The 24,696-nt window shown below is 31.7% G+C and carries 15 protein-coding genes; all 15 read right to left on the minus strand.

The features are described from left to right. Nucleotides 1-1,305, minus strand: a 1,305-nt coding sequence (locus tag X924_RS06675; protein WP_233186602.1) for a methyl-accepting chemotaxis protein, incomplete at its 3' end; no start/stop codon positions are given. A 111-nt stretch (nt 1,306-1,416) separates the two neighbouring features. Next, a complete protein-coding gene (locus tag X924_RS06680; RefSeq protein WP_121958159.1) occupies nt 1,417-3,753 on the minus strand; it encodes a glycoside hydrolase family 3 N-terminal domain-containing protein in 2,337 nt (778 codons plus the stop codon). Nucleotides 3,754-4,088: 335 nt separating this feature from the next. Then, nucleotides 4,089-5,225, minus strand: a complete 1,137-nt coding sequence (locus X924_RS06685) for an SGNH/GDSL hydrolase family protein (RefSeq protein WP_121958160.1) — start codon at nt 5,223-5,225, stop codon at nt 4,089-4,091. Nucleotides 5,226-5,675: 450 nt separating this feature from the next. Beyond that, nucleotides 5,676-7,076, minus strand: coding sequence for an alpha-glucosidase AglA (aglA, locus tag X924_RS06690; RefSeq protein WP_121958161.1), 1,401 nt, complete (start codon nt 7,074-7,076; stop codon nt 5,676-5,678). 24 nt (nt 7,077-7,100) lie between these two features. Continuing rightward, entirely contained in the window at nt 7,101-7,898 is a 798-nt protein-coding gene (locus X924_RS06695) for a polysaccharide deacetylase family protein (protein ID WP_121958162.1), read from the minus strand. Between the two features lie 317 nt (nt 7,899-8,215). Then, the gene (locus X924_RS06700; RefSeq protein WP_121958163.1) at nt 8,216-10,288 is read right to left on the minus strand and encodes an alpha-glucuronidase family glycosyl hydrolase; all 2,073 of its coding nucleotides are present in this window, start codon (nt 10,286-10,288) and stop codon (nt 8,216-8,218) included. A gap of 13 nt (nt 10,289-10,301) precedes the next feature. Then, nucleotides 10,302-11,156 (minus strand): SDR family oxidoreductase, encoded by an 855-nt coding sequence (locus X924_RS06705; RefSeq protein WP_121958164.1) that lies wholly within the window; start codon nt 11,154-11,156, stop codon nt 10,302-10,304. After that, nucleotides 11,153-12,229: a mannonate dehydratase gene (uxuA, locus tag X924_RS06710; RefSeq protein ID WP_121958165.1), complete on the minus strand. Its 1,077-nt coding sequence runs from the start codon at nt 12,227-12,229 to the stop codon at nt 11,153-11,155. Before uxuA ends, X924_RS06705 begins: the two co-directional genes overlap by 4 nt. Before the next feature lie 126 nt (nt 12,230-12,355). Continuing rightward, nucleotides 12,356-15,484, minus strand: coding sequence for an endo-1,4-beta-xylanase (locus X924_RS06715; RefSeq protein ID WP_121958166.1), 3,129 nt, complete (start codon nt 15,482-15,484; stop codon nt 12,356-12,358). Nucleotides 15,485-15,748: 264 nt separating this feature from the next. Beyond that, a complete protein-coding gene (locus X924_RS06720; RefSeq protein ID WP_121958167.1) occupies nt 15,749-17,722 on the minus strand; it encodes an ABC transporter substrate-binding protein in 1,974 nt (657 codons plus the stop codon). Between the two features lie 163 nt (nt 17,723-17,885). After that, a complete protein-coding gene (locus tag X924_RS06725; RefSeq protein ID WP_121958168.1) occupies nt 17,886-18,914 on the minus strand; it encodes an ABC transporter ATP-binding protein in 1,029 nt (342 codons plus the stop codon). Beyond that, on the minus strand, nt 18,904-19,902 hold the full coding sequence (locus tag X924_RS06730) for an ABC transporter ATP-binding protein (protein ID WP_121958169.1): 999 nt from the start codon (nt 19,900-19,902) through the stop codon (nt 18,904-18,906). Before X924_RS06730 ends, X924_RS06725 begins: the two co-directional genes overlap by 11 nt. 20 nt (nt 19,903-19,922) lie before the next feature. Then, the gene (locus X924_RS06735) at nt 19,923-21,041 is read right to left on the minus strand and encodes an ABC transporter permease (RefSeq protein ID WP_199172657.1); all 1,119 of its coding nucleotides are present in this window, start codon (nt 21,039-21,041) and stop codon (nt 19,923-19,925) included. Nucleotides 21,042-21,066: 25 nt separating this feature from the next. Beyond that, complete coding sequence (locus X924_RS06740; protein WP_121958170.1) at nt 21,067-22,050, minus strand: ABC transporter permease; 984 nt, start codon at nt 22,048-22,050, stop codon at nt 21,067-21,069. Nucleotides 22,051-22,650: 600 nt separating this feature from the next. Further along, complete coding sequence (locus X924_RS06745) at nt 22,651-24,567, minus strand: right-handed parallel beta-helix repeat-containing protein (protein ID WP_121958171.1); 1,917 nt, start codon at nt 24,565-24,567, stop codon at nt 22,651-22,653. Between the last annotated feature and the right edge of the window lie 129 nt (nt 24,568-24,696).

Raw genomic sequence — 24,696 nt, forward strand, 5'->3', positions numbered from 1 at the left:
GGTTAATCTTTGGGCATCTTGCGATACGCCTTGGGCTGCTCTTGCTACTTCATCTACTCCTGATGTTACTTCTTCTACGTTACCTGCTGTTTCTTCTGCATATGCCTGTATCGTATCCATTTGTGTCTTTAACTCTTCAGAATTATTCCTGCTTTCTTGGGATGCTTTTGTTAGTTTTATGGATGCGTTATCTACTTTTTCTGATGCTCCTTTTATTGAACTCATCGATTTCCTTAATTCTTTGCTCATCTCTGATAGTGCATTCGCCATCTGTCCTATCTCATCTTTGCTTTTGCTTTCAAAGTCTACTGTTAGATCTCCTTCTTTGAATTGGTTTATTTTGTTTCTGAACTCTGTCAATGGTTTTGTTATGCTTCTTATTAGATATATGACCATGATTATTGATACTACAAACGCTATTACTGTTAGTATTATTGTTAGCATTATGGCTGTGTTGTTTTCTTCTATGAGTGTCGGTCCTAATGTGTCTTGTTGTACTTTTAACTCCGCTCTTTGTTCTTCTAATAGGTCTAATATTTCTACTCTCATTTCTTCCATCTGTTGTATTATTGGTTCTTGTGATTCTATTGTCTCAACTATTTGGGTGAAGGTAGATTCAAGGTTAGTAAAAGTGGATTGTAACTCTTTGAATAGCTGAGACATTTCCTCTGATACTAAACCGAGTTCTAAAAAACCTATTTGTGATTTCAGGTCCTCTAAGGCTTCTAATACACTCTTTTTATCTCCCGCTGACTTAGAAGAAAAATATACAGAAGTTAACTCTAAAATATTATCCAATATTTTAATAGAATTATCGGTATAAAAAACAAGAGCAGAAACATTGTTTTTTTGAGATTCTCTTTTAAAATCAAGAATATTTTGACGCATTTTATCAATATTATTATGAAAATCTACATTAATAAGTTCTTCTTTTTTTTGATTTAAACTAACTATTTCACTAAAAGCCCTTTCATAGGAGTTTATTTGATTTACTAAGTATTTGGTAGTTTCTGATTCTTCTGATGAATCACTATAGTAATTTTTAATAGAGTTAACCTTCGAGATAAAATAATCTTTGATTTTATCGTCATAAGTAATAACATAATCTTTTAAAGCCAATGAAGCTTCAAAAAAATTCATTTCTATTTCTGATATTCTATTTGTTTCATCAGATAAATTTTTATACCCTGTTAAACCATTATTCGAGTTCATCAAAGAATAAAGGTTAAAAGTTACTATAATTCCAAAAATAATTAATATAATCATAATAATTATAAACAATTTGCCTTTTATAGTTTTTAACAAAAAAATCCACCTCCCCACCTTTTTAGAGTACTTATTTTAAATTCAAAATACTATTTACCAAAAAATCCTCATTTCCAAAGTCTCTATTTTTAGAAAAAATCTTTAATCATTTTAGTTGCTATTTTCTACGAATACTTCACTAAAAAATTCCCTGTTCTGATTATTAATAAATTTATCTTTCTCTAAATAAAAACTTCCATTTAACCTTATTTCCTCTGATGAAGAACCCAACATAACTACAAATTTACCTTTCTCTACAATATATTGCATTTTCTCATTATAGAAAGCTAATGTTTCTATAGGAAGGTTAAATGATACTTTTTTCTTTTCAGAAGGCTTTAATGATATCCTTTGAAAACCTTTCAATTCTTTTACTGGTCTAGTTGTATTTGCAACCTCATCATTAATATATAATTGAACAACTTCATCTCCTTCAAATTGCCCAGTATTCCTTACTTCGCAACTTACAATAATATTTGTTTCTTCAACTTTTATTTCTAAATTGGAATATTCAAATGTCGTGTAACTCAAACCATATCCAAATGGATACAATGCTTTAGAAGGAGAATCTACGTAATCTCCCCACCAATTACTTCTTCCGCCAGATGGTTTATGATTATAATAGACAGGAATTTGTCCAACATGGTAAGGAAAAGAAATAGGTAGTTTACCAGAAGGAACTTCATTGCCAATAATAATATCAGCTATAGCATTTCCTCCTTCTTCACCGGGTAACCAAGCTTCAAAAATAACTGATACATTGTTTGATAACCATTCCAAAGAATACGGCCTTCCTGTTATTAATACAGCAATAATGGGTTTACCAGTTTTTTTAAGAGCTTTTAATAAATCCATTTGTGCTTCCGGTAGTGTTAATTTTGAGCTATCTCGAGATTCACCTGTTGTACAATCTAAAGTTAAACCAGATTTATCTTCTAAAACTACAATTAAAACATCAGACTGCTTAGCAAGTTTTATAGCGTTTTCAAGCATTTCTTCATTACCATCGTTTATTTCACAACCTTTTGCATAATCTACTTGAATATCATTCAATTCTAATTTTTCTTTCAAGCTTTTATATACTGTTTTTATTTCCAATTCACTTTCTGAAAAAGTAATTCCTTCCATAGCTGAAGTTCCAAACGCACCTTGCTTCAGAGTTTCAAGATGAGTTAAATAAGTATAATCACCCGTTAAATTTCTCGCGCTATCAGCATTCGGTCCTATTATTGCTACTTTCTTTATATTTTTATATTTTTTTAAAGGGACAATTCCTTCGTTTTTCAACAAAACAATAGATTTTTTGGCAATTTCGTATGCGAGTTGCCTGTCTTCAGGTGTATCAAGATTATCTGGAATATTTTCTTCTTTAACAAAAGGATTTTCAAATAATCCCATTTCAAATTTTAAACGTAAAATATTTCTAACCGCGTCGTCCAAAAACTTTAGCGGAATATTTTTATTTTCTATAGCACTCTTTAAAGGTTCATTATAACAATTAAATGAGGGAAGTTCAACATCTATGCCAGCTTTTAATGCCTTAATGGCAGCTTCTTCTTTATTAGAAGCTACTTTATGATATTCCATTAAAGAATTAATAGCAAAATAATCTGAAACTACTATTCCGTTGAAACCCCATTCTTCCCTTAATATTTTTCTTAATAAATTTTCTGAAGCACCGCAAGGTATTCCATCAATTTCATGATAAGCGTTCATTAAAGATTTTGCTTTTCCTTCTTTAATAGCTGCTTCAAAAGGAAATAGAAAAACTTCTCGCAGCTCTCTTTCCGGTATATGGGCGGGTGCCCAATTCATGCCTCCTTCAGAAACTCCATAACCCACAAAATGTTTTAAAGTAGCTACTATTCCATTTTTTATATCATCTGTTTGGATACCCTTTACATACGAAACACCCATCTTTGCAATAAGGTAAGGATCTTCACCAAAAGTCTCTTCAACTCTTCCCCACCGAGGATCGCGTGTAACATCTAACACTGGGGATAATCCTTGATGAATCCCCAATGTTTTCATCTGATCTTTTATTCTTTGAGCCATTTTTTTTGCGAGTTCTGGTTCCCATGTACTTGCTAATCCTATCATTTGTGGAAATATTGTTGCTCCTCGCGTCATATACCCACTTAAACATTCTTCATGCATAAAAGCTGGTATTCCTAACCTTGTTTTTGAAATAAGATAATTTTGAATTTCGTTTGCAAACTTTGCTGTTTGCTTGGTCGAAAAGCCTGTTGCTCCTCCTGGTCTTGTGATTTGTCCTATTCCATTTTTCAATAGCTTATTAGCTTTTTCAATTGAAAATTTACCTTTATCTAATACTTCGTAACTCCAATATGACCCAACTTGTGCAATTTTTTCATCTAAAGTCATTCGTTTTAATAAATCATCTATTCTTTCTTCTATAGATCTATCAGGATCTTTATATATTTGCACTTTCACTTCCTCCTCTAATAAATTTATTTAACACCAACTTTAGAAATGACGAAACTCATATTCTATAAAAAATGTTTTGATGTTTAATTTTTTCAAAAATACCTTCTCAACTCTAATTATTACTGTCTTTAGAAATTCCAAAATTCACATTTTATCAATAATTTAGTGTTTAACTTTTTATAAAATACCTCCACAATTCTAATTTTGAACTATTCTCCATTTCTTTAATTTTTCGATACTTATAACGAAAGAGAGAAAAAATTTTGTCCTGGACACATTTTAAATCTAAGACTTAGTTTTTAGAATTTTCTTTATTTTTAAAAAATCTATAAATGTTATTTTGTACACAATTCATATAATTTTTTGGTATCAATCGATTCAGAAACTTTTTTTCCACCTTTAATACTAAGATGTAAGTTATCTCCACTATCATATTCATAATACAATTTCCTTGGCTCCGTAGGATCTCTTAAAATCATATCAAAATCGATAAAGCCATCACTATAGTTATTATTTCTTATCCACTTATTAATCTTTTGTCTTTTCTTTTCCTCGTTTTCATTCCATACAGAATTATAATTATAAAAGGGGGTAATAGTTCCTAATAATATTCTTGAATCATTTTTATGTGCTTTATAAATTAACAATTTTAATGCTTCAATGATTTTTTCTGCATCGACTTTCTCACTAACTGGAGCTGTTCCAGATAAGGGATGAATAATATCATTAATCCCTTCCAATATGACAACAAGACCAACATTGTTGTGTTCTTCAAAAATATCTTTTTCAAATCTTTTTAGTCCTGCTTCCCCAAAAAAGTAACCAGATTCAGAATCATTTAATAATCTATTACCATAGATACCACTATTTACAAGAGTAATTTTTCCAGGATATTCTTTATATAATCTTTCAGTTAAAGGTGCTGTCCATTTTGAATCATTAGTAATCGAATCTCCAAAAGCTACGATCGTTTTAATCTCTTCTTTTGTTTCTATTTCTACTTTTATTACTTTTTGTACATATAAATTTTCTAAATCATCTTTTATATTTGAAACCAAAGTAATATCTTGATCTTTAATAAAAAAATTACCAGTACTTACACTACTTCTATTTTTTCTTTTAAATCTTGACTCTAATCTAATATATTCATTACATTCAGTAAAAAAATCCATTTCGTCGCTGATAATTTTTTCTCCTGGTTTTAATAAAAAACTTTTGTTGCCTTTAAAATTAAGTTTTAATGAATCAATACCTTGCTCCTTAACTAATATCGAATTACTATAGACGTTTCCAATAAAAATTTCTTCAAATTCTATTTCCTCAGAATCATATTTATTTGTCAACGTTACTCTTATTTTTTGTCCATTGACATTATTCTTAATTAACAACATTTGTTCTTCTAAATTTTGATAATGTTTAGGAAGCTCGATTCTTAATGGAACATACGACCAACAACTAACCCACGAATTCATAAAATAAAAACTCCTTTTAAAATGAGTGTTCAATTTAGTTGAATTAATAAACCAAATAAAAACAAAACAATAAAATTTTTAATTTGTATAAAAAATACAAAAAGCTTAAAATATTATAACTCTAAAGTTCAATAAAAAAAAGTATAAGTTTATTCAATAAACTAAAATTAGCGGCAATTACAATTGATTATTCTTAATTATAAGCTTATTTGTTACTTTTTATAAATTGCTCTTACTTTTTTATTTAACATAAATTTAGATTTTCTTATAATTATAATTCTCCTATATTGAAAAAATTTATAAAATATCTTCATTATTCTAATAAAGACTCCGCCTAAACCTTTTTTAAGTCTAATCGTCTTTTTCAAAGATTTTCATTTTTAAGATTAGCATCTAATTTTGATACACCATTTTTTAGGTACTATCCATCATGAATATAATTACTTTTTACTACACATTAAAATATTTTTTTAATTCTGAATTAATGGGATGATTCATTATATCGGATAAAACTTCCTCAACTTGTTTAAAAGACTTTGTCCTAGGATCCCTTACCAAGAATTCTTTTAGGATTTCTATGTCTTTTTTGATAAATGCTTCTAAAGCCATCTTCATCCTCATAATCCTTGGTATCAAAAAGTATTCTTTTACTCTATCATCAAGATCAGGGTCTAACGTTTGTGATTGTAATCTGTTTTTATCTACAATTACTGGTATTTCAACTACCACGTCTTCTGGTATACCTTTTATTATTCCTTGGTTTTCTACATTTAGTATCAACCTCACCTGTTTATTGTTTGACAACGCATTTATAAAAGGGACATGTTGTTCCCCGCTCATTTCTCCTTTTTTAAATATTTCTGGCCATTCTTGTGTGAGATTAACATTTTTATCTTCCTTTATTTTTTTAGATAGTTCTATCATTCTTTCTCTGTTTTTTCTAAGTATATTGTGAAACTTTGGTCTCTCTATTTCGTTATCTATTCCTCCATATTTACCATACCATCTTTTCTTAGTTTTTAGATTGTAATGGTATTTCCAACTTCCGTTTCTTACTGTGTCGCCTATCGGTATCATTCCATAAAATTTGTACATGTCAATCGCAGCAGGTGAGAGTTGTACATCCCATGGCCCCTTGGATTCCCAATTGTGGGATTCTTCTTTTATCCATTTGTTTAATAATTCGTATCCATTTTTTTCTTCATAACTAAATTTATTTAACCATATCCCATGATTAACTCCTGCTACCTGCCAATTTATTTTATCTTCCGACAATTTTAATCGTTCAAATATTTCATTAACTCCAGATGATCCATGACAAAATCCTACTATTTTGACATCGGTTAATTCTTTTACTGCTTGGGTGATTTCAAATACCGGATTGGCAGTTTGCATTAACCATGCATTGGGAGCTGTTTTTTTCATTTTCTCAGCTATGTCAAGCGCTAATTTAATATCAGGATATGAACATATTACATAAGAATATGTTGAGACCATATTGAACTCGTGGGAGCCTATTCCTCTGTAATAACCATGTTTTTCTCCTATTTCTGTTACTATTTCCCATCTTTTATATCCGTCTTCTACCCCTTTTGGGTAAGGATATGCCGTATTTATTATATAATTAGATTCTTTTACCGCCTCTTCTAAGTCCATCGTTTTTTCAATTTTTAGATTCGCTCCTAATTCTTCACAATATTTTTTTGCTAAAGTATAGGTTGCATCTAATCTAATTTCATTTACATCCATCATACAAATTTCAGAACCAGATAATTCTTCAGTTTGTGCTATGTCTCCTATTATCTGTAGTGAGAACCTCACGCTTCCTGCTCCTATAATTGCTATTTTCAAAATATTTTCACCTTCTTTGAATTTTTATAAAAACAAATATTTTCCACTTTCTATTTTTATAGCTTTTCCATCAACATCAATCCACACTGATATAGCAGAAGGATTATATATAATTTTTTGGTTTACACTTATTTTTAAATTTTTTAACGCACTTAAATAATCTATAATTTCAATATTTGTTGTATACCAAATTTCATTATTGTTTCCAATTAATCGGCAAAATTCTTCTATTAAATCCCAATTATTTTTTCTTTCAAATTCAAAACTGTGTCCCCAAACATAAAAAAGAAGCATCCTTCCTTTAGAATTTAATTTAAGAAATTCATCTGTTCTCTCTAATAAATGATCGTCATGATGACAAGTTGGGTGCCAAGTTAAAAAATTCTCAGGAAGGACATAACTTTTATGAGAATTTACCGTTCTTGAGTATTCAATACCAAGATATGGAAGCATTTTAACTATTTCCTCGTTGTAATCTCCGTAGGGATAAGACATACCTCGTATTGGATAGTCGACTAACGATTCTAACTTCATTTTATCTTCTCTTATCTCTTCTATAACCATTTCTTTAGGTAATGATGTCAAAAAAGGATGATTTAAAGTATGTATAGAAACTTCGTGCTCTTCGAAAAGATTTTTTATCTCAGATGCATTCAGAAAAGGATATGTGTCAAACTTTCCTGAATTTAAGTGAAATGTTCCTTTGATACCATATTGGTTAAAAATCTTTATCAATTTTCTATCATATATTTGACCATCATCATAACTCATTGTGAGTGCTTTAGTTTTACCTTCTGGATAATAACTAAAAGATATCTTCATTTTTCAAAATCCTCCATTATTGAAAGTTATTTTATATTCTTTGGAAATTCTGAAATTCATATTATATATTTTTTAAGTTTAAATTTTTATAAAATTACTTTCTTAACTCTTATCCTTAATAACTATCTGTTTCTTTAACTCTTTTAGCACTTTGACCAATCGTTTATTTTTTTAATTTCCTTGATAGCTTCTTTAAAGAAAGAATAAGGGCTTTGTTTTAAACCCATCATAAATTCAAAATATTATTTTTGAAAATCTTTATTTATAAAGTAGCTATGAAAAATCATTGAATTTATTAAATTATCAAAAAAGTACTATTAAGGATAGATCTTTCTACCTTTCTCATCAGAGATCATAGTTTTTCTATAAAAATAAGTATTTATGACATCTCTCCATTCTTCTGCATGCTCTTTTTGTTCTAAGAGTTTGGATAAAACATCTTGATATCGCTTATTATCAATTAGTCCCTCAAGTTCAATCCACAGATTTATAAGCCATTGAACATCTTCCACTCCTTCAAAATGTGTATCATAAATATGTTGAATGAGAGTTTTATTATTTTTTAATTTATAAATGTAAGAAACATGATGAAAGAAAAGTAATAATTCTTCGGGACAACTTTCTAAATGTTCAAACATTTCAAAATTTGGATGGTGATATAGTTTAGTAAAACCTGTACCAGACTTTAAAGTTCTATCTACACCAATGCCGAAGTGATTAGCTCTGTGATAAGTTCCCCACCTTGAATATTCATAACCATCAACGTTCGGTCCATAATGATGCCCTGGATTTACCATCCAACCTATTCCTAAAGGTGATGTATATTTTTCGTATATTTCCCAAGAATTTTGCAACATTTGTGACAAATTTTCAAAAAGTTTTAAATCATCTCCAAAAGTACATTTTATCCATTCTTCAGTAATTTGCGAACTTTCAAGTTCAGGGTTCCACGTTAGACGACCATATCCATAAAGGTTCGCTTGAGCCAAAGTGTGACCTGTCCAATTAATATTATCCCCTACATTAGCAACGCCAGCTATTCCAAAGTTTCTTGAATTGAACGGAGAACCTGATACAATTTTAGATACAGTAGTTCCATTTCCAAAAAGATAGGTGTCAAAATCCAAAACTTCTTTCCATTGTGGTACCAAGTAACAAAGATGTTTTTGCTGGCCTGTGTATTCTTGAGTAATTTGAAGTTCAAGTATTTGATGGGTTTTTTTAAGGCCACCAAAAAGTGGATTTACGGGTTCTCTAACTTGAAAATCCATAGGTCCATTTTTTATTTGAATAATTACGTTGTCCAAAAATTGACCGTCTAATGGCATGAAAGTTTCATAAGCCGCTTTTGCTCTATCGGTATTTTGATCTCTCCAATCTTGGTAACAATTGTAGACAAAGGATCTCCAGATTAGTAGTCCATTATGTGGAGTCAGAGCTTTTGCAAGCATATTAGCTCCGTCCGCATGTGTTCTATTGTATGAAAATGGCCCAGGCTGATCTTCTGAATCGGCTTTTACAAGAAAGCCTCCAAATTCAGGAACGTGATCATAAATAAAGTCGACTCTCTTTTTCCACCATTCATTTACTTCTTCATTTAGAGGATCTGCTGTTTTCAAACCGCCTATCATTATAGGACTAGCAAAATTTACACTCACAAATACTTTTATACCGTATCTTTTGAAAATATCATACAAGGTTTCTACAATATAAATTTTGTCATCTATTAATCTAGCTTCTTCCTTTCCAACATTTACATTATTTAGGACTATAGCATTTATGCCAATGGATGAAAGTAATCTTGCATAATCTCTAATTCTATCTAGGTTATCTACCAATTCATAGTTGTTATAGAAAATAGATTTTCCAGCGTATCCTCTTTCTATGTTTCCGTTTAAATTATCCCAGTGATTAATCATTCTTAAAGGGGATTTGGGATTTTCTAAAACATATATGTTATCAAGGGGTGTCTTCTTTTGCAGAATCCTAATTAAATAAAAAGTCCCATATAATAATCCATTATCAGATTTGGATGTTACTATTATGAACTTTTTATCTTGGGTTCTTGCAGTTTTTATTAAAAATCCTTCTTCATTTATAGCTATAGTTTCCTCATTTGTTATGTATGAATCGACCAAATTATTTTTTCCAATTTTAGATATAACTATAAATTTATTGGAGTCAGTGTAATCATTAATAAGAGGACTTATACCCAAGATTTTATTTATGGAATAATAAATTTCATCTTTTATGGAGTCAATTATATGGTTATTTTCATTAATCACTATGTTCTTAAAATAATCGGTGTATTGACTTAATATCAATGAATCTTTAATATGTTCATAGTTTAACCAACAATGGTAATCTTTTTCATTTGAATAAGGTATCATTTAATCCCTCCTTTTATACACCTGAGTAAGCCATAAAACCACCATCAATTGGTATAACGGTACCAGTTACAAAACCAGAAGCGTTTTCGTCACATAACCAAAGAACCGTACCTAAAAGATCTTCTGGAACGCCTAATCTTCCTAAGGGTGTATGATCGATTATTTTTTTATATCGTTCAGTAGGAGTTCCATCTTTTTGAATAAGTAAATTTTTATTTTGTTCTGTTAGAAAAAAACCTGGAGCAATCGCATTAACTCTAATTCCAACTTTTGCAAAATGTACTGCTAACCAATAGGTGAAATTACTAACAGCAGCTTTTGCAGCACTGTAGGCAGGAACTTTTGTCATTGGAGAAAATGCACTCATAGAAGAAATGTTGATTATAGTAGTGTTTTCATGGTTTACCATTTCTTTTAAAAATACTTGGGACACCAAAAATGTACCTAAAAAATTGAGATTAAAAACAAATTCGAATCCTTCTATTTCTAAATCGAAAAAAGTAATTAATTCACGGTTTTCTTTTTGAAGATCAGATAACTCAAAAATCTCTTTTGTGGTTGTCCCTTTTGGATGATTCCCCCCTGCTCCGTTTATTAAAATATCACATCTACCATATTTTTCAATTACTTTTTCTTTTGCTGATTGTACTTCTTCCTTATTTAGTACGTCACATTTTATTGCTATAGCATTGCCTCCTTTGTTCAATATTTCCTCGGCGACGGATCTAGCTTTATCCAAAGAAAGATCAAGTATTGCTGTTTTTACACCTTCTTTAGCTAATCCCTTTGCTATTGAACCGCATAGTATTCCACCACCACCTGTTATTACAGCTATCTTTCCTTCCAAGTTTGATTTCAAAGTAATCATCCTTTCTTCATTTTATCTAAAGATTCCCAAATTCCAAATAAATAGCTAACCCCCAAGGCTCTATCAAATAAACCGTAACCTGGTCTTGCTTTTTCATTCCATATGAGCCTGCCGTGATCAGGTCTTAAATATCCTTTAAAATTTGTTTCATGCAAAGCTTTCATTATTTCAAAAATATCTAATGAACCTTCTTTCGAGAAATGAGAAACTTCGTGAAATTTTTTGTAATCAGTGATTTTTATATTTCTAACATGTACAAAAGAGATCTTACCCTGTTTTCCAAATTGTCTTATTATATCAGGCACACTATTTTTGGGATTTGCGCCTAATGAACCACTACATATCGCTAAAGTATTTGAAGGACTATCAACTATTTTTATAATCTTTTCAAGCTGTTCTTTCGAACTGACGATCCTTGGTAATCCAAAAATTGGCCAGGGGGGATCATCAGGATGAATAGCCATTTTAATACCGACTTTTTCACAAACAGGAATAATACTTTTGAGAAAATATTCTAAATTATGAAAAAGTTTTTCTTCATCTATATCTGAAAAAACTTTGAAAAGTTGATATAAATTTTTCAGTTTTTCTGGCTCCCAACCCGGTAATGAAAAGCCTTTTGCACCACTTTCAACCTCTTGGATGAGTTGTTGGGGAGAAATATTTTTAATTTTTTCATGATCATAGGACATAGAGTAAGATCCATCAGAAAGTTGGTGGTATAAGTTAGTTCTTACCCAATCAAAAATAGGCATGAAGTTATAACATATTACTTTAATCCCTATCATACTTAAATTTTCAATAGTTTTAATATAATTTTCAATGTAATAATCTCTCGAAGGAAGCCCTGCTTTTATGTCTTCATGAATGTTTACACTTTCAATTACTTCTAAAGCTAATCCTTCATTGTTTACTTGGTTTTTAAGTTTTTCAATTTTTTCTATAGGCCATATTTCCCCAACTGGGATTTCATTCAAAGTACCAGCAATTCCGGATATTATTGGTATCTGTTTTATTTGGGATAATGAAACACTGTCATCTTTTCCACCAAACCATCTGAGTATAAAATTCACGTTTTTTCCTCCTGTTTTTCATAGTTAATTACCAAAAAATGGCCTGCAATGCATATGTCAAAAATAGAGTAAGATATGCAGGCCGATCTTTAAATCAGAAAGTTAAAAGAAAAGTTATATAAATTTTTATTTCTCTAATTTAATATTTCCAAAATTCACTGTGCTCTGATAATTATTACCAGTTGGATCATTCCAAGTTAGTATTCCTACCCTTCTTCCAGCTGCACTAGCATCGTTAACTTGAACGTCAAAACCTATAACTTCTCCACCAGATGGTGTAATTGTTTTCCAAGAAATAGCAGCTTCAATTATATATCCACCATCAATTACTTTGGCTGCTGTTTTAAAGTTTGCTGCAGAGGCACCTGTACCAAAGGATTGTTCGTTAATAAAGTTAACTCTATATTGTGCGTCGTCTAATTCGTAGAATCCTGTTTTGTTGTTATTTTCGTCGATGAAAAATTCTACTGAATCTTGTTCCCAACGATCTGGATGATCTTTATTTAAAACAGGATCAGATACTATGGCAAGAACATAAAGTGCTTTTTCATCCCACAAAACTTTGAAATCTGCTTTAGCATTTTGAAGACTTCCAGAAACAACTGTGTGGGTTGAATAGGTTTCTGCTATTTTCCAAATATCGTCTATTTCTGCATCAATAATCGGTGTTCCATATTTTGCAGTTCCCACAGCAGCAGCTTCTAAAACAAGTGTCCCATAATTTGCTGTGATTTCTTTTTGTTGGTTTGTAGTGTCGCTCCAACTGTACATTTTCTTGCCATCTATTACCGCAATATCAAAACCTATGGATGAACCTTTTTCAAATTTTTGAGGGAGAGTAATTGAGCATTCAAAAGCATATTTTTTATATCCGGGGCTGACAAAATGCTTAATTTCGATTTCATCTGGTTTATTTGTTTCAACTGTCCAATCAGTTCTAATAATCACCCAAGCATCATCATCTTGTAAGTAAGGAGTTTTGGCGTTGTTAGGATCGACGAAAATTGCTACTGCATCTTCTGGATCCTTCGTTTCATCTTGTACATCTCCGTAAATGAATAGTGTATTTTCGTTCCATATCACTCTGGCGTTTAATCTTTCCTTTCCTTGTTCATCGAAGATTTGTATAGGTATTGAAAACAAGTAAGAATCATCCAACATACCAAAAGGTATCGCAGTACCTTGAGCTATGGAACTTTTTTTTGGGAGAATTGGCAACACTGTTGGTTCTACTATTCCCCAATAAGAGTACTTTGCTTGATAGTCTTTGTCAAACAGTAGTGGCCAATCATTTCTTGTCTGGTTTTTCCATGAATAATCATCTTTTAGACCCCAGAAAGTAACGCTTGTTATTACATCATCGTACTTTTTTAGAAGTTCAAATAGTTCTTTGTATACATGGCCTTGTTCTACAAGAGATTCATATGCAGGAGCATTATAGTTAGATGATTGATCTTTATAAATACTCATATCTAACTCTGTTATATGAATTTCAATATCTGGAATTGAACTGAATAACTGAATAGCTTCTTCAACCTGACGTAAATCTGTTCCCACGCCTATATGCATTTGCATCCCAATACCATCTATAGGGATTCCTTTTGCTTTAAGATCAGAAACGAGGTTGTAAATAAAATCTCTCTTTTTTGGTTCATAAGTGTTGTAGTCATTATAAAATAATTTTGCATTAGGATCAGCTTCATGTGCAAACTTGAAAGCATATTCAATATATTCAGGTCCTATAATATCGTACCATAACGATCTTCTTAATCCATCAGGTTGATTTGGATCTATTGCTTCATTTACCACATCCCAAGCTTGAATTTTCCCAGAAAAATGACCAACGACATCTTTTATATATTTTTCCATGCGCTTTAAAAGGACTTCTCTTGAAACTAAGTTTCCATCAGCATCTTTGAAAAACCAATCTGGAGTCTGATTGTGCCATAGTAATGTGTGGCCTCTTACATCGAAATTTTTTGATTGTGCAAAGTTGATGTATTCATCGGCAACAGAGAATTTATAGGTGTTCAAATCAACCAAAAGACTTTCCGGCTTCATTTCATTTTCTGCGGTAATACTGTTAAAATGTTTTTCAACCATTTTCATTTCAAGTGGATTAGATAACACTTTGTAAGGAATAGCTACACCTATTTTAAAGTTATCTTTATAAACTTCTTGTAAGTTTGGTATTTCCCATTCTGGTTCAAATAAAGGAATCGTCTTGTCAATTATTACAAAATCATCAATATAAAAAGCTAATGCATTATTTGGTGATTCGACATAAAAAAGAAGTTCTTCAATTTTCTCTCCTGATTTTACAGTATAAGAACCTCCAATTTTTGTCCATTTATTGGAAGGTATAGTTTTTTGCCATGCGATTGTATCATAATTAGTTTGAGTATCTGAAGCATACTTTCTTTGCATAGATAAAGTTACTTGCTGATCTTGCCCGGTTTCTTGGTATACCCAGACCTCTAATTCGTAACTTTTGCCTGGGAGTAAAATATTTTTTAGATCAATCTGAGCTCCGTGCCAGTTACTTTGTCTTCCACTTGCATATAATGAGTATTCGCCGCTATGTGCTGCTTTATTTGTTGTAGTTATAGAAACTGAATCACCTCTAGGTTGCCAATTTTCCGTTCCTGTCTCAAAAGTCGTTTTTAATAAGATATCTGATCTTGGGACTTTATTAATTCCGAGAACTTTAAAATCATCTAAGTAATAAGTAAAATCAGAATTTAAGGGAGTTATTATTAACAAAGAGAAATTATTGACTGGTTCTTTAAGATCAAATTTGAAGGTTCCTGTTATTTCTTTCCAAAAATTTGGAACTACCACCTTTTCAGATATGTTTACAAAACGTTCTCCTGCGGCATCGTTTATATAAGCAACAATTCTAAAGAGTTGTGGAGAATTAGAGGTTTGATAGACGGGAACATAAACGGTGAATTCAGATCCGTCAAATATTTTCCAATCATTTGTAAAATCTATCTCGGGACCTTCCCAACCAGATTTTCTGTTCTCTATCTTTAATGAATAATTACCTTCAAATGCGAAATCTTGAGATATGTTGAGTAGAATGTTTTCTCCTCTTGGATTAATTTTTACGTCAGAATTTTCAAAATCAATAATTAGTTCATAGTCTGCTGGAGAAACAATTTTATTACCGTTACTTAATAAACCAGTAGTAGAAAAACCAATCGTCAGTAGTCCTAAACTGATTAACAGAAGAGGAATTATAATATTTTTCATTTTTTTTACCTCCTTTAGGATCTTAAGATTTACTCATTTTAGAAATTCCAAAATTCTTAACACCTTCCCACTTCTAACTCTCACTAATTCTTATTTTTTTTAGTTTTTCGGTACTTGTAGCCAGGAAAGGGCACAGGGCTCTGCCCTGAACCCATTTTAAATTCAAAATCTCATTTTCTGAAAATTATCATTTCTAAAGTCTGCAACATTAAGACTGGTTAGTATTTCCCCCCAACTTTATTTAAAAGTTGGGGAAGAATAATATCACTGAATAAAGAATTGCATAGGCATAGCGTTCAAAGGGGATCTTAAAATATCATCCGTTACAAGTTCTTTAGGGACATTCTTAAAATTGTTTTTTACTATTGCGGGAGCTATATCTTCTCCTACAGTTCCTATCATCCATATGTTTTCTCTATGAATTTTTGTCACTTCTTTCATAAGTTCTTTTATTTCTTCATCATCTGTTGTTACTTGGATTTGTAACCATAGATCTACCAAATCAATAACCGCTTCTGGTGGCACAATGGCATCTTCTGGAATTTCATCTCCTTCCATATAAGCTTTAATCCATGTTGTCCAACCTATATACCAAGACTCTGAAATATTTGAAGCTCCTGGAATCAAATTATAAGGTTCTGCCAATGGTTGAGCAGCTCTATCCATTTGCCATACTTGTCCGTCAAAATCATGAGCGTCTTTCCTGGAGTCGAAGAGGTCTCTGTTAATTGTATCTACTTCTATTTGAATACCTAAATCGTTTTTCCAGTATTCTCGTATTATAGTCCAAATATCTGTGTGTGGTTGTCCAGCTACTTGTACAGAAAATTGCAATGGTTTTCCATCTGGTCTGAGTCTATATTGTTTCTTTGAATCCCATTTGAGTCCCATTTCATCGAGAAGTTCATTTGCTCGTTTTGGATCATATTCAGCAAAAGCGCTTTCCCATTCGGGATCATAATATGCTGATCCACTTACTAAAGAAGCTTGACGTGGTTTAGCTAATCCAGAAAAGATAATTTCGTTAATTTCTTCTCTATTTATTCCAAGAGACAAGGCTTGTCTAAATCTTACATCACTGAATATTTCTTGTAAAACAGGATCTTTATGGTCAAAAGTATTCAGCATTAATTGACTTGCAGAACCGTTAGCAGCTATCCAATTGTAAATCTGATAACCACCTTTTTCTGCATTCATTGCCAATAATGTGTAGTTACCTGCTCCTGCTCCTAAGGTTCCAATGTGCCTAAATTGCATATCGATTTCACCAGCTATCGCTTTCAACATAATTATTTCATTATCCATGACGTATTCATGCCGAACAGTATCAATATATGGTAATTGATTACCTTCTATATCAACAGCGAAATAATATGGATTCCGTTCGAGAATATAATACGAACTAGAAGGATCTGTCTTAGGGATCCATGTAAATAAACTTGGTCGTTCAAGATTTCTTACAGGATCATCTTTATCGTTAAATACATCAACCCAGGTAAAGTACATCTTTTCTTTTTCTTTGTCTATGATTTTTTGAATTTCTTCCATAGAAGTGTATGAAGGATGGAATTGTTTTAAGTAATGCTTTGGTGCTCCAACAAAGCCTTGACTATAAGCAATTTGAAGTAAGAATAATCCGTATGGTTCAGCAAATTCAAATTTAATTGTATAATCATCTATCTTTTCTATTTTGGCTCTTTTACCTCCTACAATATACCAAGCTGGTTTGGAAGGAGTCAGTTCATCATTTCCAACCATGTCATTAGCCCAAAAGAGAATATCATCCGCGGTGTAGGGGTGTCCGTCAGACCATTTCATTCCTTCTCTAAGATGAAAAATGTATACTTTTCCATCATCTAATATATCCCAACTCTTTGCCACTCCTGGAAGAAACTTTCCACCTTCAGAATCCCAATATACCAAATGTGGTTCATTAATTTTATAAATCCCCCATTGATCAGAAGGACCTTTCCAAACTCTTCTCCATGTACCTCCAAATTTTCCTACTTCGTCTTCAGGAACTATTACTAAAGGTTCCTTTGGTAATCGCTCTTCAATTGGTGGAAGTTCTCCTTTTTTCACTTTATCAGTAAGCATAGGTGATTCTTTAAATTGAGTAACTTTATTACCTGTAGCTTGGTAATATTCTTCAGGCGTTGCATATGCATCCCATCCAAACAACGTTACTAAAGACAAAAAAACAATCAATAAACAGGTTACTACTTTCTTTCTTTCCATAACACCACCTCCCTTGAATTTGGATCTTAATCATTTTAGATATTCTAAGCCTTACCTTTTATTAGTGTTTTAACGTTTAATTTTTTCAAAAATACCTTCATAGTTATAATTTTGAACTATTTTCTATTCCTTTAACTTGGCAGATACTTCAACTTAAAATAATCTATTTAATTTCAAGCCCTTTTAGGGCTAATTCAGATGCACGATGACAAGCGACTAAATGCTCATTTTTACTATCCGAGTTATAATTTTTTAATTCAGGATATTCTTTTTTGCATATATCTATAGCATAAGGACATCTTAGGTGAAAATAACATCCTTGAGGAGGATTTGCCGGATCTGGAACTTCTCCTTCTAAAGGTTTTATCTGGTCAGCTCTTATACTTGGATCGGGTTTAGGTACTGCCTCTAATAGTTTTTCTGTATATGGATGTTTGGGACTTTGAAAAAGGCTCTCTGTATCGGTTAGTTCGACAATTCTTCCTAAGTACATAACAGCAACTCTATCGCATATATGTTCTACGACACTTAAATCATGTGAAATAAAAAGATAAGTAAGATTTAATTCTTCTTGAAGGTCCATCAAAAGATTTAAAATTTGAGATCTAATAGAAACATCTAAAGCTGCCACTGGTTCATCACAAACAACAAGTTTTGGGTTCAAAGCTAACGCTCTTGCAATAACTATCCTTTGCCTTTGGCCACCACTAAAAGCATGAGGATACCTTATTAAATACTCTTTCCTTAAACCGACCATATCCATTAATTCTTCCACTTTCGAATCAAGGTCTTTCCCTTTTGCTATTTTATTAACATATAAAGGTTCTCCAATAATATCTCTCACTTTCATTCGAGGATTTAAGGATGTAAAAGGATTTTGAAAAATCATTTGAACATTTTTTCTTAGCTCTTTTAACTGATTTTTAGGTAATTTAGCTATGTTTATCACTTTATTTTCAAAATGCATGAGAATATCTCCAGCATCGCAATCTAAAGCTCGCAAAATAGTTTTAGCAATTGTCGTTTTACCGCATCCAGATTCTCCAACTAATCCTAAAGTTTCGCCTTCATTTATATGAAAACTTACTCCATCAACAGCTTTCACATATCCGGAGATTTTTCCGAAAACACCTCTTTTAATGGGAAAATACTTTTTTACATTAGAAACTTCCAAAAATTTTTTATTTTGCATTATTGTTGCCTCCATAAAGAAAACATTTTACTTTATGATTTTCACTTATTTCAATTGTTTTAGGTTCTTCTACATCACATATTCCTTCCATAAAACTTGGACATCTATTATGAAATCTACAACCTTTAGGCAAATTATATGGATCAGGGACAACACCTGAAATTGCTTCCAGCCTAGTTTTTCTCACACCATATTTAGGTATAGATGCTAAAAGAGCTTTTGTATATGGATGCAGCGGATTTTTAAAAATTTCAAATACATCTGCTTCTTCTACAATATGTCCAAGATACATTACATCAATTTTATCTGCCACTTGAGAAATAACTGCTAAATCATGAGTAATAAAAATGATGGAACTATGAAATTCTTTTTGAAGTTCTTTTATTAAATATAAGATTTGCGCCTGTATTGTTACATCTAAAGCTGTTGTGGGTTCATCAGCAATTAGTATCTTGGGATTACATGATAGAGCCATAGCTATCATGCAACGTTGAAGCATTCCACCAGATAGTTCAAAAGGATAAGCATCAATTATTTTTTTGGGATCCGGTATTCTCACTTTTTCTAACATTTCCAAAGCCCTTTCTTTGGCAAGCTGTTCAGAAACATTTTTATGTAAAGTTATTGCTTCTACCATATGATCTCCTACCGTATAAACTGGTGAAAAAGGGGCTGCTGGTTCTTGAAAGATCATTGAAATATCATTTCCACGTATCTGTCTTATTTCTTCACCTTTTGGGTTTAATTCTAAAAGATTAATTTCTTTTTCCCCGGTATCAAAAATTACTTTTCCTGAACATTTTGCATTTTTGGGCAAAATTCTAAGTATGGAAAGTGCCGTGACACTTTTACCACACCCGGATTCTCCAATGAGACCCACCACTTCATTTCTTTTTAGATTAAAGTTAATTTTATCTAATACCTTTATTGACCCTTCTGTTAACTCAAAAGATGTCTCAAGATCTATTACCTCAAGTAATTTTTCCATATTATTCCTCCTAAAACTATTTAGATCTTATATGGATCTGCTGCATCTCTCAAACCATCTCCAACAAAATTAAAGGAAAGTACAGTTATTATTACAAAAAGTGCAGGTAGCATAAGCCATGGATGCAAAGCAACAGTTCTGACGTTTTGAGCTTCCTGTAATAACACTCCCCAACTTATTGCAGGTGATTGTAAACCAAGACCCAAAAAACTCAAGCCAGTTTCTCCCAAAATCATTCCAGGAATGGAGAGGGTTATTGAAACTATCATATGACTGGTAAGTGAAGGTAACATGTGCCTAAAGATGATTCTAGATTGACGAGCTCCCGCTAACTGTGCAGCAACTACAAAATCTTCTTTTTTAAGAATTATAAATTTACTTCTAATAACTCTTGCTAAATCTGTCCATCCAACTAAAGAAAGTATTACAGTTATTGCGAAGTATCTTTGAAGTTGAGTCATATATCTTGGCAAAGCTGCAGCAAGTGCCATCCATAACGGAATTGTTGGTATACTCTTAATAATTTCAATTATTCTTTGTATAATAAAATCAACAGGACCTCCATAATATCCTGAAATTCCACCCAATAAAGTTCCTATTAATAAACTTATAAAAACTCCTACAAGACCTATTGTAGTTGAAATCCTTGTTCCATAAATTATTCTGGATAGAACATCTCTGCCCATTCTATCAGTTCCAAAGAGAAAAAATACGCCCTCTTCTACCCCTACAAAATGAATGTTTGATTCCCATCTTCCCCATAATTTATAGGGATCTCCTTCTATAAAAAATTTTAAAGGATAGATTTTTGATTCGTCTGGCGAGTATATTCTTTGAAGTGTTTGAGGGTCTCTACTAGTTTTATACCCATATACATAAGGTTTAACAAGTTTTCCATCTCTAATTATTCTAATTCTTTGTGGAGGGGCATAAACATAAGATGCATTAATTTTATTAGGATTATATGGAGCAAAAAATTCACAGAAAATTCCAATTGTATAAAGTATTATTAAAATTATCATCCCAACAATTGCTAACTTGTTTTTTCTAAATCGCCACCAGATTAGTTTTGTTTCTGATGCATAATAAATTTTTTCTGCTTTTTTATCCATCGTTTTATTTAAAGAATTATTTTGCATATATTATATTCACCTCTTCACCTTATTATTCAAGTCTTGCTCTTGGATCAGCCCACGCAAGTAAGATATCAGAAACTATTGTTCCAATAACAGTGAATATACTTAAAATTAGAACCAAACTTCCTGCCAAATACATATCCTGGGCTTGCAGAGACTCTAAAAGAAGAGTTCCAACGGTTGGAAGATTCAGTACTATTCCAGTAACAACAACGCCAGATATTATTCCTGGAATAGTCCAACCTGCTGTGCTTAAAAAAGGTATCATAGCCACTCTTAAAGGATATTTCCAATAAACTTTATTTTCGGGAACACCTCTTGCTTTTGCTGCTGTTACATAAGGTTTATCTATTTCATCAAGAAGATTCCCCCTTAATACTCTTATAAGACCTGCCATACTATCTGTACCTGCAACAATAATTGGAATCCATAAATGTTGAAGAAGATCTAAAAATTTTCCCCAGCTCCAAGGGGCTAACGCATATTCGGGAGAGAATAATCCTCCTAAACTTACACTGAAAACAGAAAATGAGAACCACATTAATACCAATGCTAAAAGAAAGTTAGGTATCGATACTCCTAAATATCCAAAAACAGTAACAGTATAATCTCCACCAGAATACTGATGAGTTCCAGAATAGACTCCTAATAAGAACCCGAGAGTCCATGCAAATACTGTTGAAAGAGTAGATATAAGCATAGTCCACAATAAGCGAGCTCCTAACAACTCACTAACGGGTTTCTGATAAAGCATAGAGTAGCCTAAGTTACCCCTTAATATGTTTCCGAACCACATAAAAAACCTAACAACAACAGGCTTGTCTAAACCATATCTCTCTCTTAAGAGCTCCAAAGTTGCTTGATCTATTGCTTCACCACTTTGTCTTAAAGTCATTTCATAAGAAGTTATAAAATCTCCTGGGGGCAACTCAATTATTATAAAGGATATAAGACATATAATAAACAACAAAGGTATAGCAAACAACAATCTTTTCGTGATGAATTTAATCAAAAGTAACACCTCCAAGATATTTCTTTCATACTCCCTTTAGAAATTATGAAACTACGATTCTATAAATGTTTTGAATCTTAGTTTTTTCAAAATGCCTCCTTAACTCTAATCCTAATAGAATATGAATTTCTTTAACTTTTTTTGCTACGTGTAGCTAAGGAAAGGAGAAGGGCTCTGCCCTGAACCCATTTTAAATTCAAAAGCTTATTTTTAAAAAATTGTCATTTCTAAAACACCTAACTTCTTTCATAAAAAGAAAATTACTTTCTCTTATATGGTAAAAAATTAATTTATTTTATATTCTCCAAACATAATTATAACAGTTGTTACATTAGAAATCAATTTTTAGTTTTTTTAATCAACTAAGATTAAAGATAATTATGAGAATTTATTTTTGATTAGACGAGAATTTCTCAGGTTTTTAAAAAAATTTGAATTTGCTATGTGTTTTTGTTTAGTATTTCTTATAAACTAATATTTTTCAAATGACTATTTATAATTAATAAATTTAGCTTTTGTTGAAAGCCCCCGTATGGGGGCGCAAACTTATCAAAAAATTGTTTTTCTTGTTTCTTTAAATCAACATTAAAAATTTAAACTTTACCATACCTTGATATAATTTTCGCCCTTCTTTAAACTCGCAATGGGGCCTATCATACTTTTTTCAGATTTTCGATCATCGAAAAAGTCTTCATCCAAGATTAAATCTTTTCCATTTGGACAATCAAATTCAACATCAACGATGCGAACTCTTTCTAATGTAGTTGTTGAATGTATTTTTCCTTGCATGTTTTCTAAATTATCTGGTAATACACAAGAAAGAAAAACTTCTTTTCCATTATCGATAATCGAAAGTTTAAGTTCCATATCTTTTACAACTAACTTGCATTTCTCTTTTTCAAAAGGTTGTGCTCCATTGAAATAAACATTGTTATTAATATAAACTGGTTGTTCTATGGATGCAAATGTTTCTAAATCACCGTACTTTTCATGTACTTTTTCAATATATTCTTCTAAAGAAGATGTGTAACCATTGTAAAGGGAAGTACCTACATCTTCTAATCCTTTCTTTCCAACAAATATATTGTTATAAAATCGATCGTCTCCTCCATAAACACATGCATAACCAGCAACTTTGGTGCTGTGAGGCAAATGATAAGGAGTAAAACGATTTAACACCTTTCTATGTTCTATCTTTCCACAAATTAAATTGTTAATATATGCACCACCTTGTGACATATTAACTATCGCATTCTCAGAAGCTAATATATTATGGTCAATAACATATGGACCATGACTTACTTCAACAAATAAATCTCTATTATTTTGGTAAAATAAATTTTTACTAACCCTTGTTCCTTGTGCTTGCCAATCAAGCCACAATCCCAAAGAACAGTTATGAATACGATTATGATGAATTTGAACATCAATAGCTGCATGTAATTTAATACCAGCGATTTCGTGGCCATAAAACTCGCGTTTTATGCCAATATTATATATATGGTTATGATGTATTTCACTGAAAACACATCCTAAATGACCTACAATCGCATTTTGACCACAGTCATAAATTACGTTATTTCGAATAATATGAGAGCCTATACTTTCTTTGCTCCATCCTTTATGTTCAGCCGAAAAAACAGATTCCAATTGGTATTGATATCCGGGTTTATCTTTTCGAATAGAACGATAAAGGTGACCTGTGGAAGCTTCTTTACCTATACTGATGGCACTACATTTAGCATCATGAATAATATTTTCTTCAATAATCCAACCTTTGCTCCAATTTGCACCTATTAAACCTGGTTGATCAGCTGTTGGTGGTGCCCACGGAGTTGCGGCATGTGCCATTTCAAAACCTTTTACTGTGATGTAATCAATACCCACATCAATAGGATAAAAACAAGATCTACGTACATTAATTTCTACTAATTCTTCATTTGGATTTGCACCATGAAAATTTGCATAAATTGTGGTTTTATCGTTATCTACTTCTGTAAACCAAACATACTGTGTTTGTTCTGGATTTAAAACAGGAACATTTTTTTGTGTCCAATGATCTAATACTTCTGTTCTTATAGTCGGGTTAATTAACTCTTCATAGCTTCCAACTTCATAAAATGACATACCATTTAAGTAAACATCTCCTAAATGCTTAGTTTGTTCTATTGTAACTAACCAATCTCCAAATATTTTTTCTTTATAGGGGTTAAAATTACCAAAAAAAGAATTCGGTAATTCACATTTCCAAATATTTTTTTCAACATGTTGCCAATTCTGAATGCGTTCGGATCCTTTTATTACTACTTTTTCTCCTTTAGCAGCCTGATATACAATTCTTCTTTTATTGCTTAATCCTTTATTCTTAGGTTTCACCCATTCGCGATATATGCCTTCATGAACAATTATGGTATCTCCAGGCATTGCGATAAAGGCTGCTTTATTTATCGTAAGGAAAGGATCTTGCTGCGTACCTTCTCCATGATCTGAACCGTTTTTTGCTACATGATATTCCATGGTTTTTATCTCCTTTGTATAATTATTATTTCAATAATATTCATTTTAAAAAATTTGCAATTTTCATCACTCATACAACCAGCAGCGAACCATTCTATTCTCAGCTTGTAACTCTGGAGGCATATTATC

Source organism: Petrotoga sp. 9PWA.NaAc.5.4 (assembly GCF_002895485.1).
Taxonomy (GTDB): Bacteria; Thermotogota; Thermotogae; order Petrotogales; family Petrotogaceae; genus AZRK01.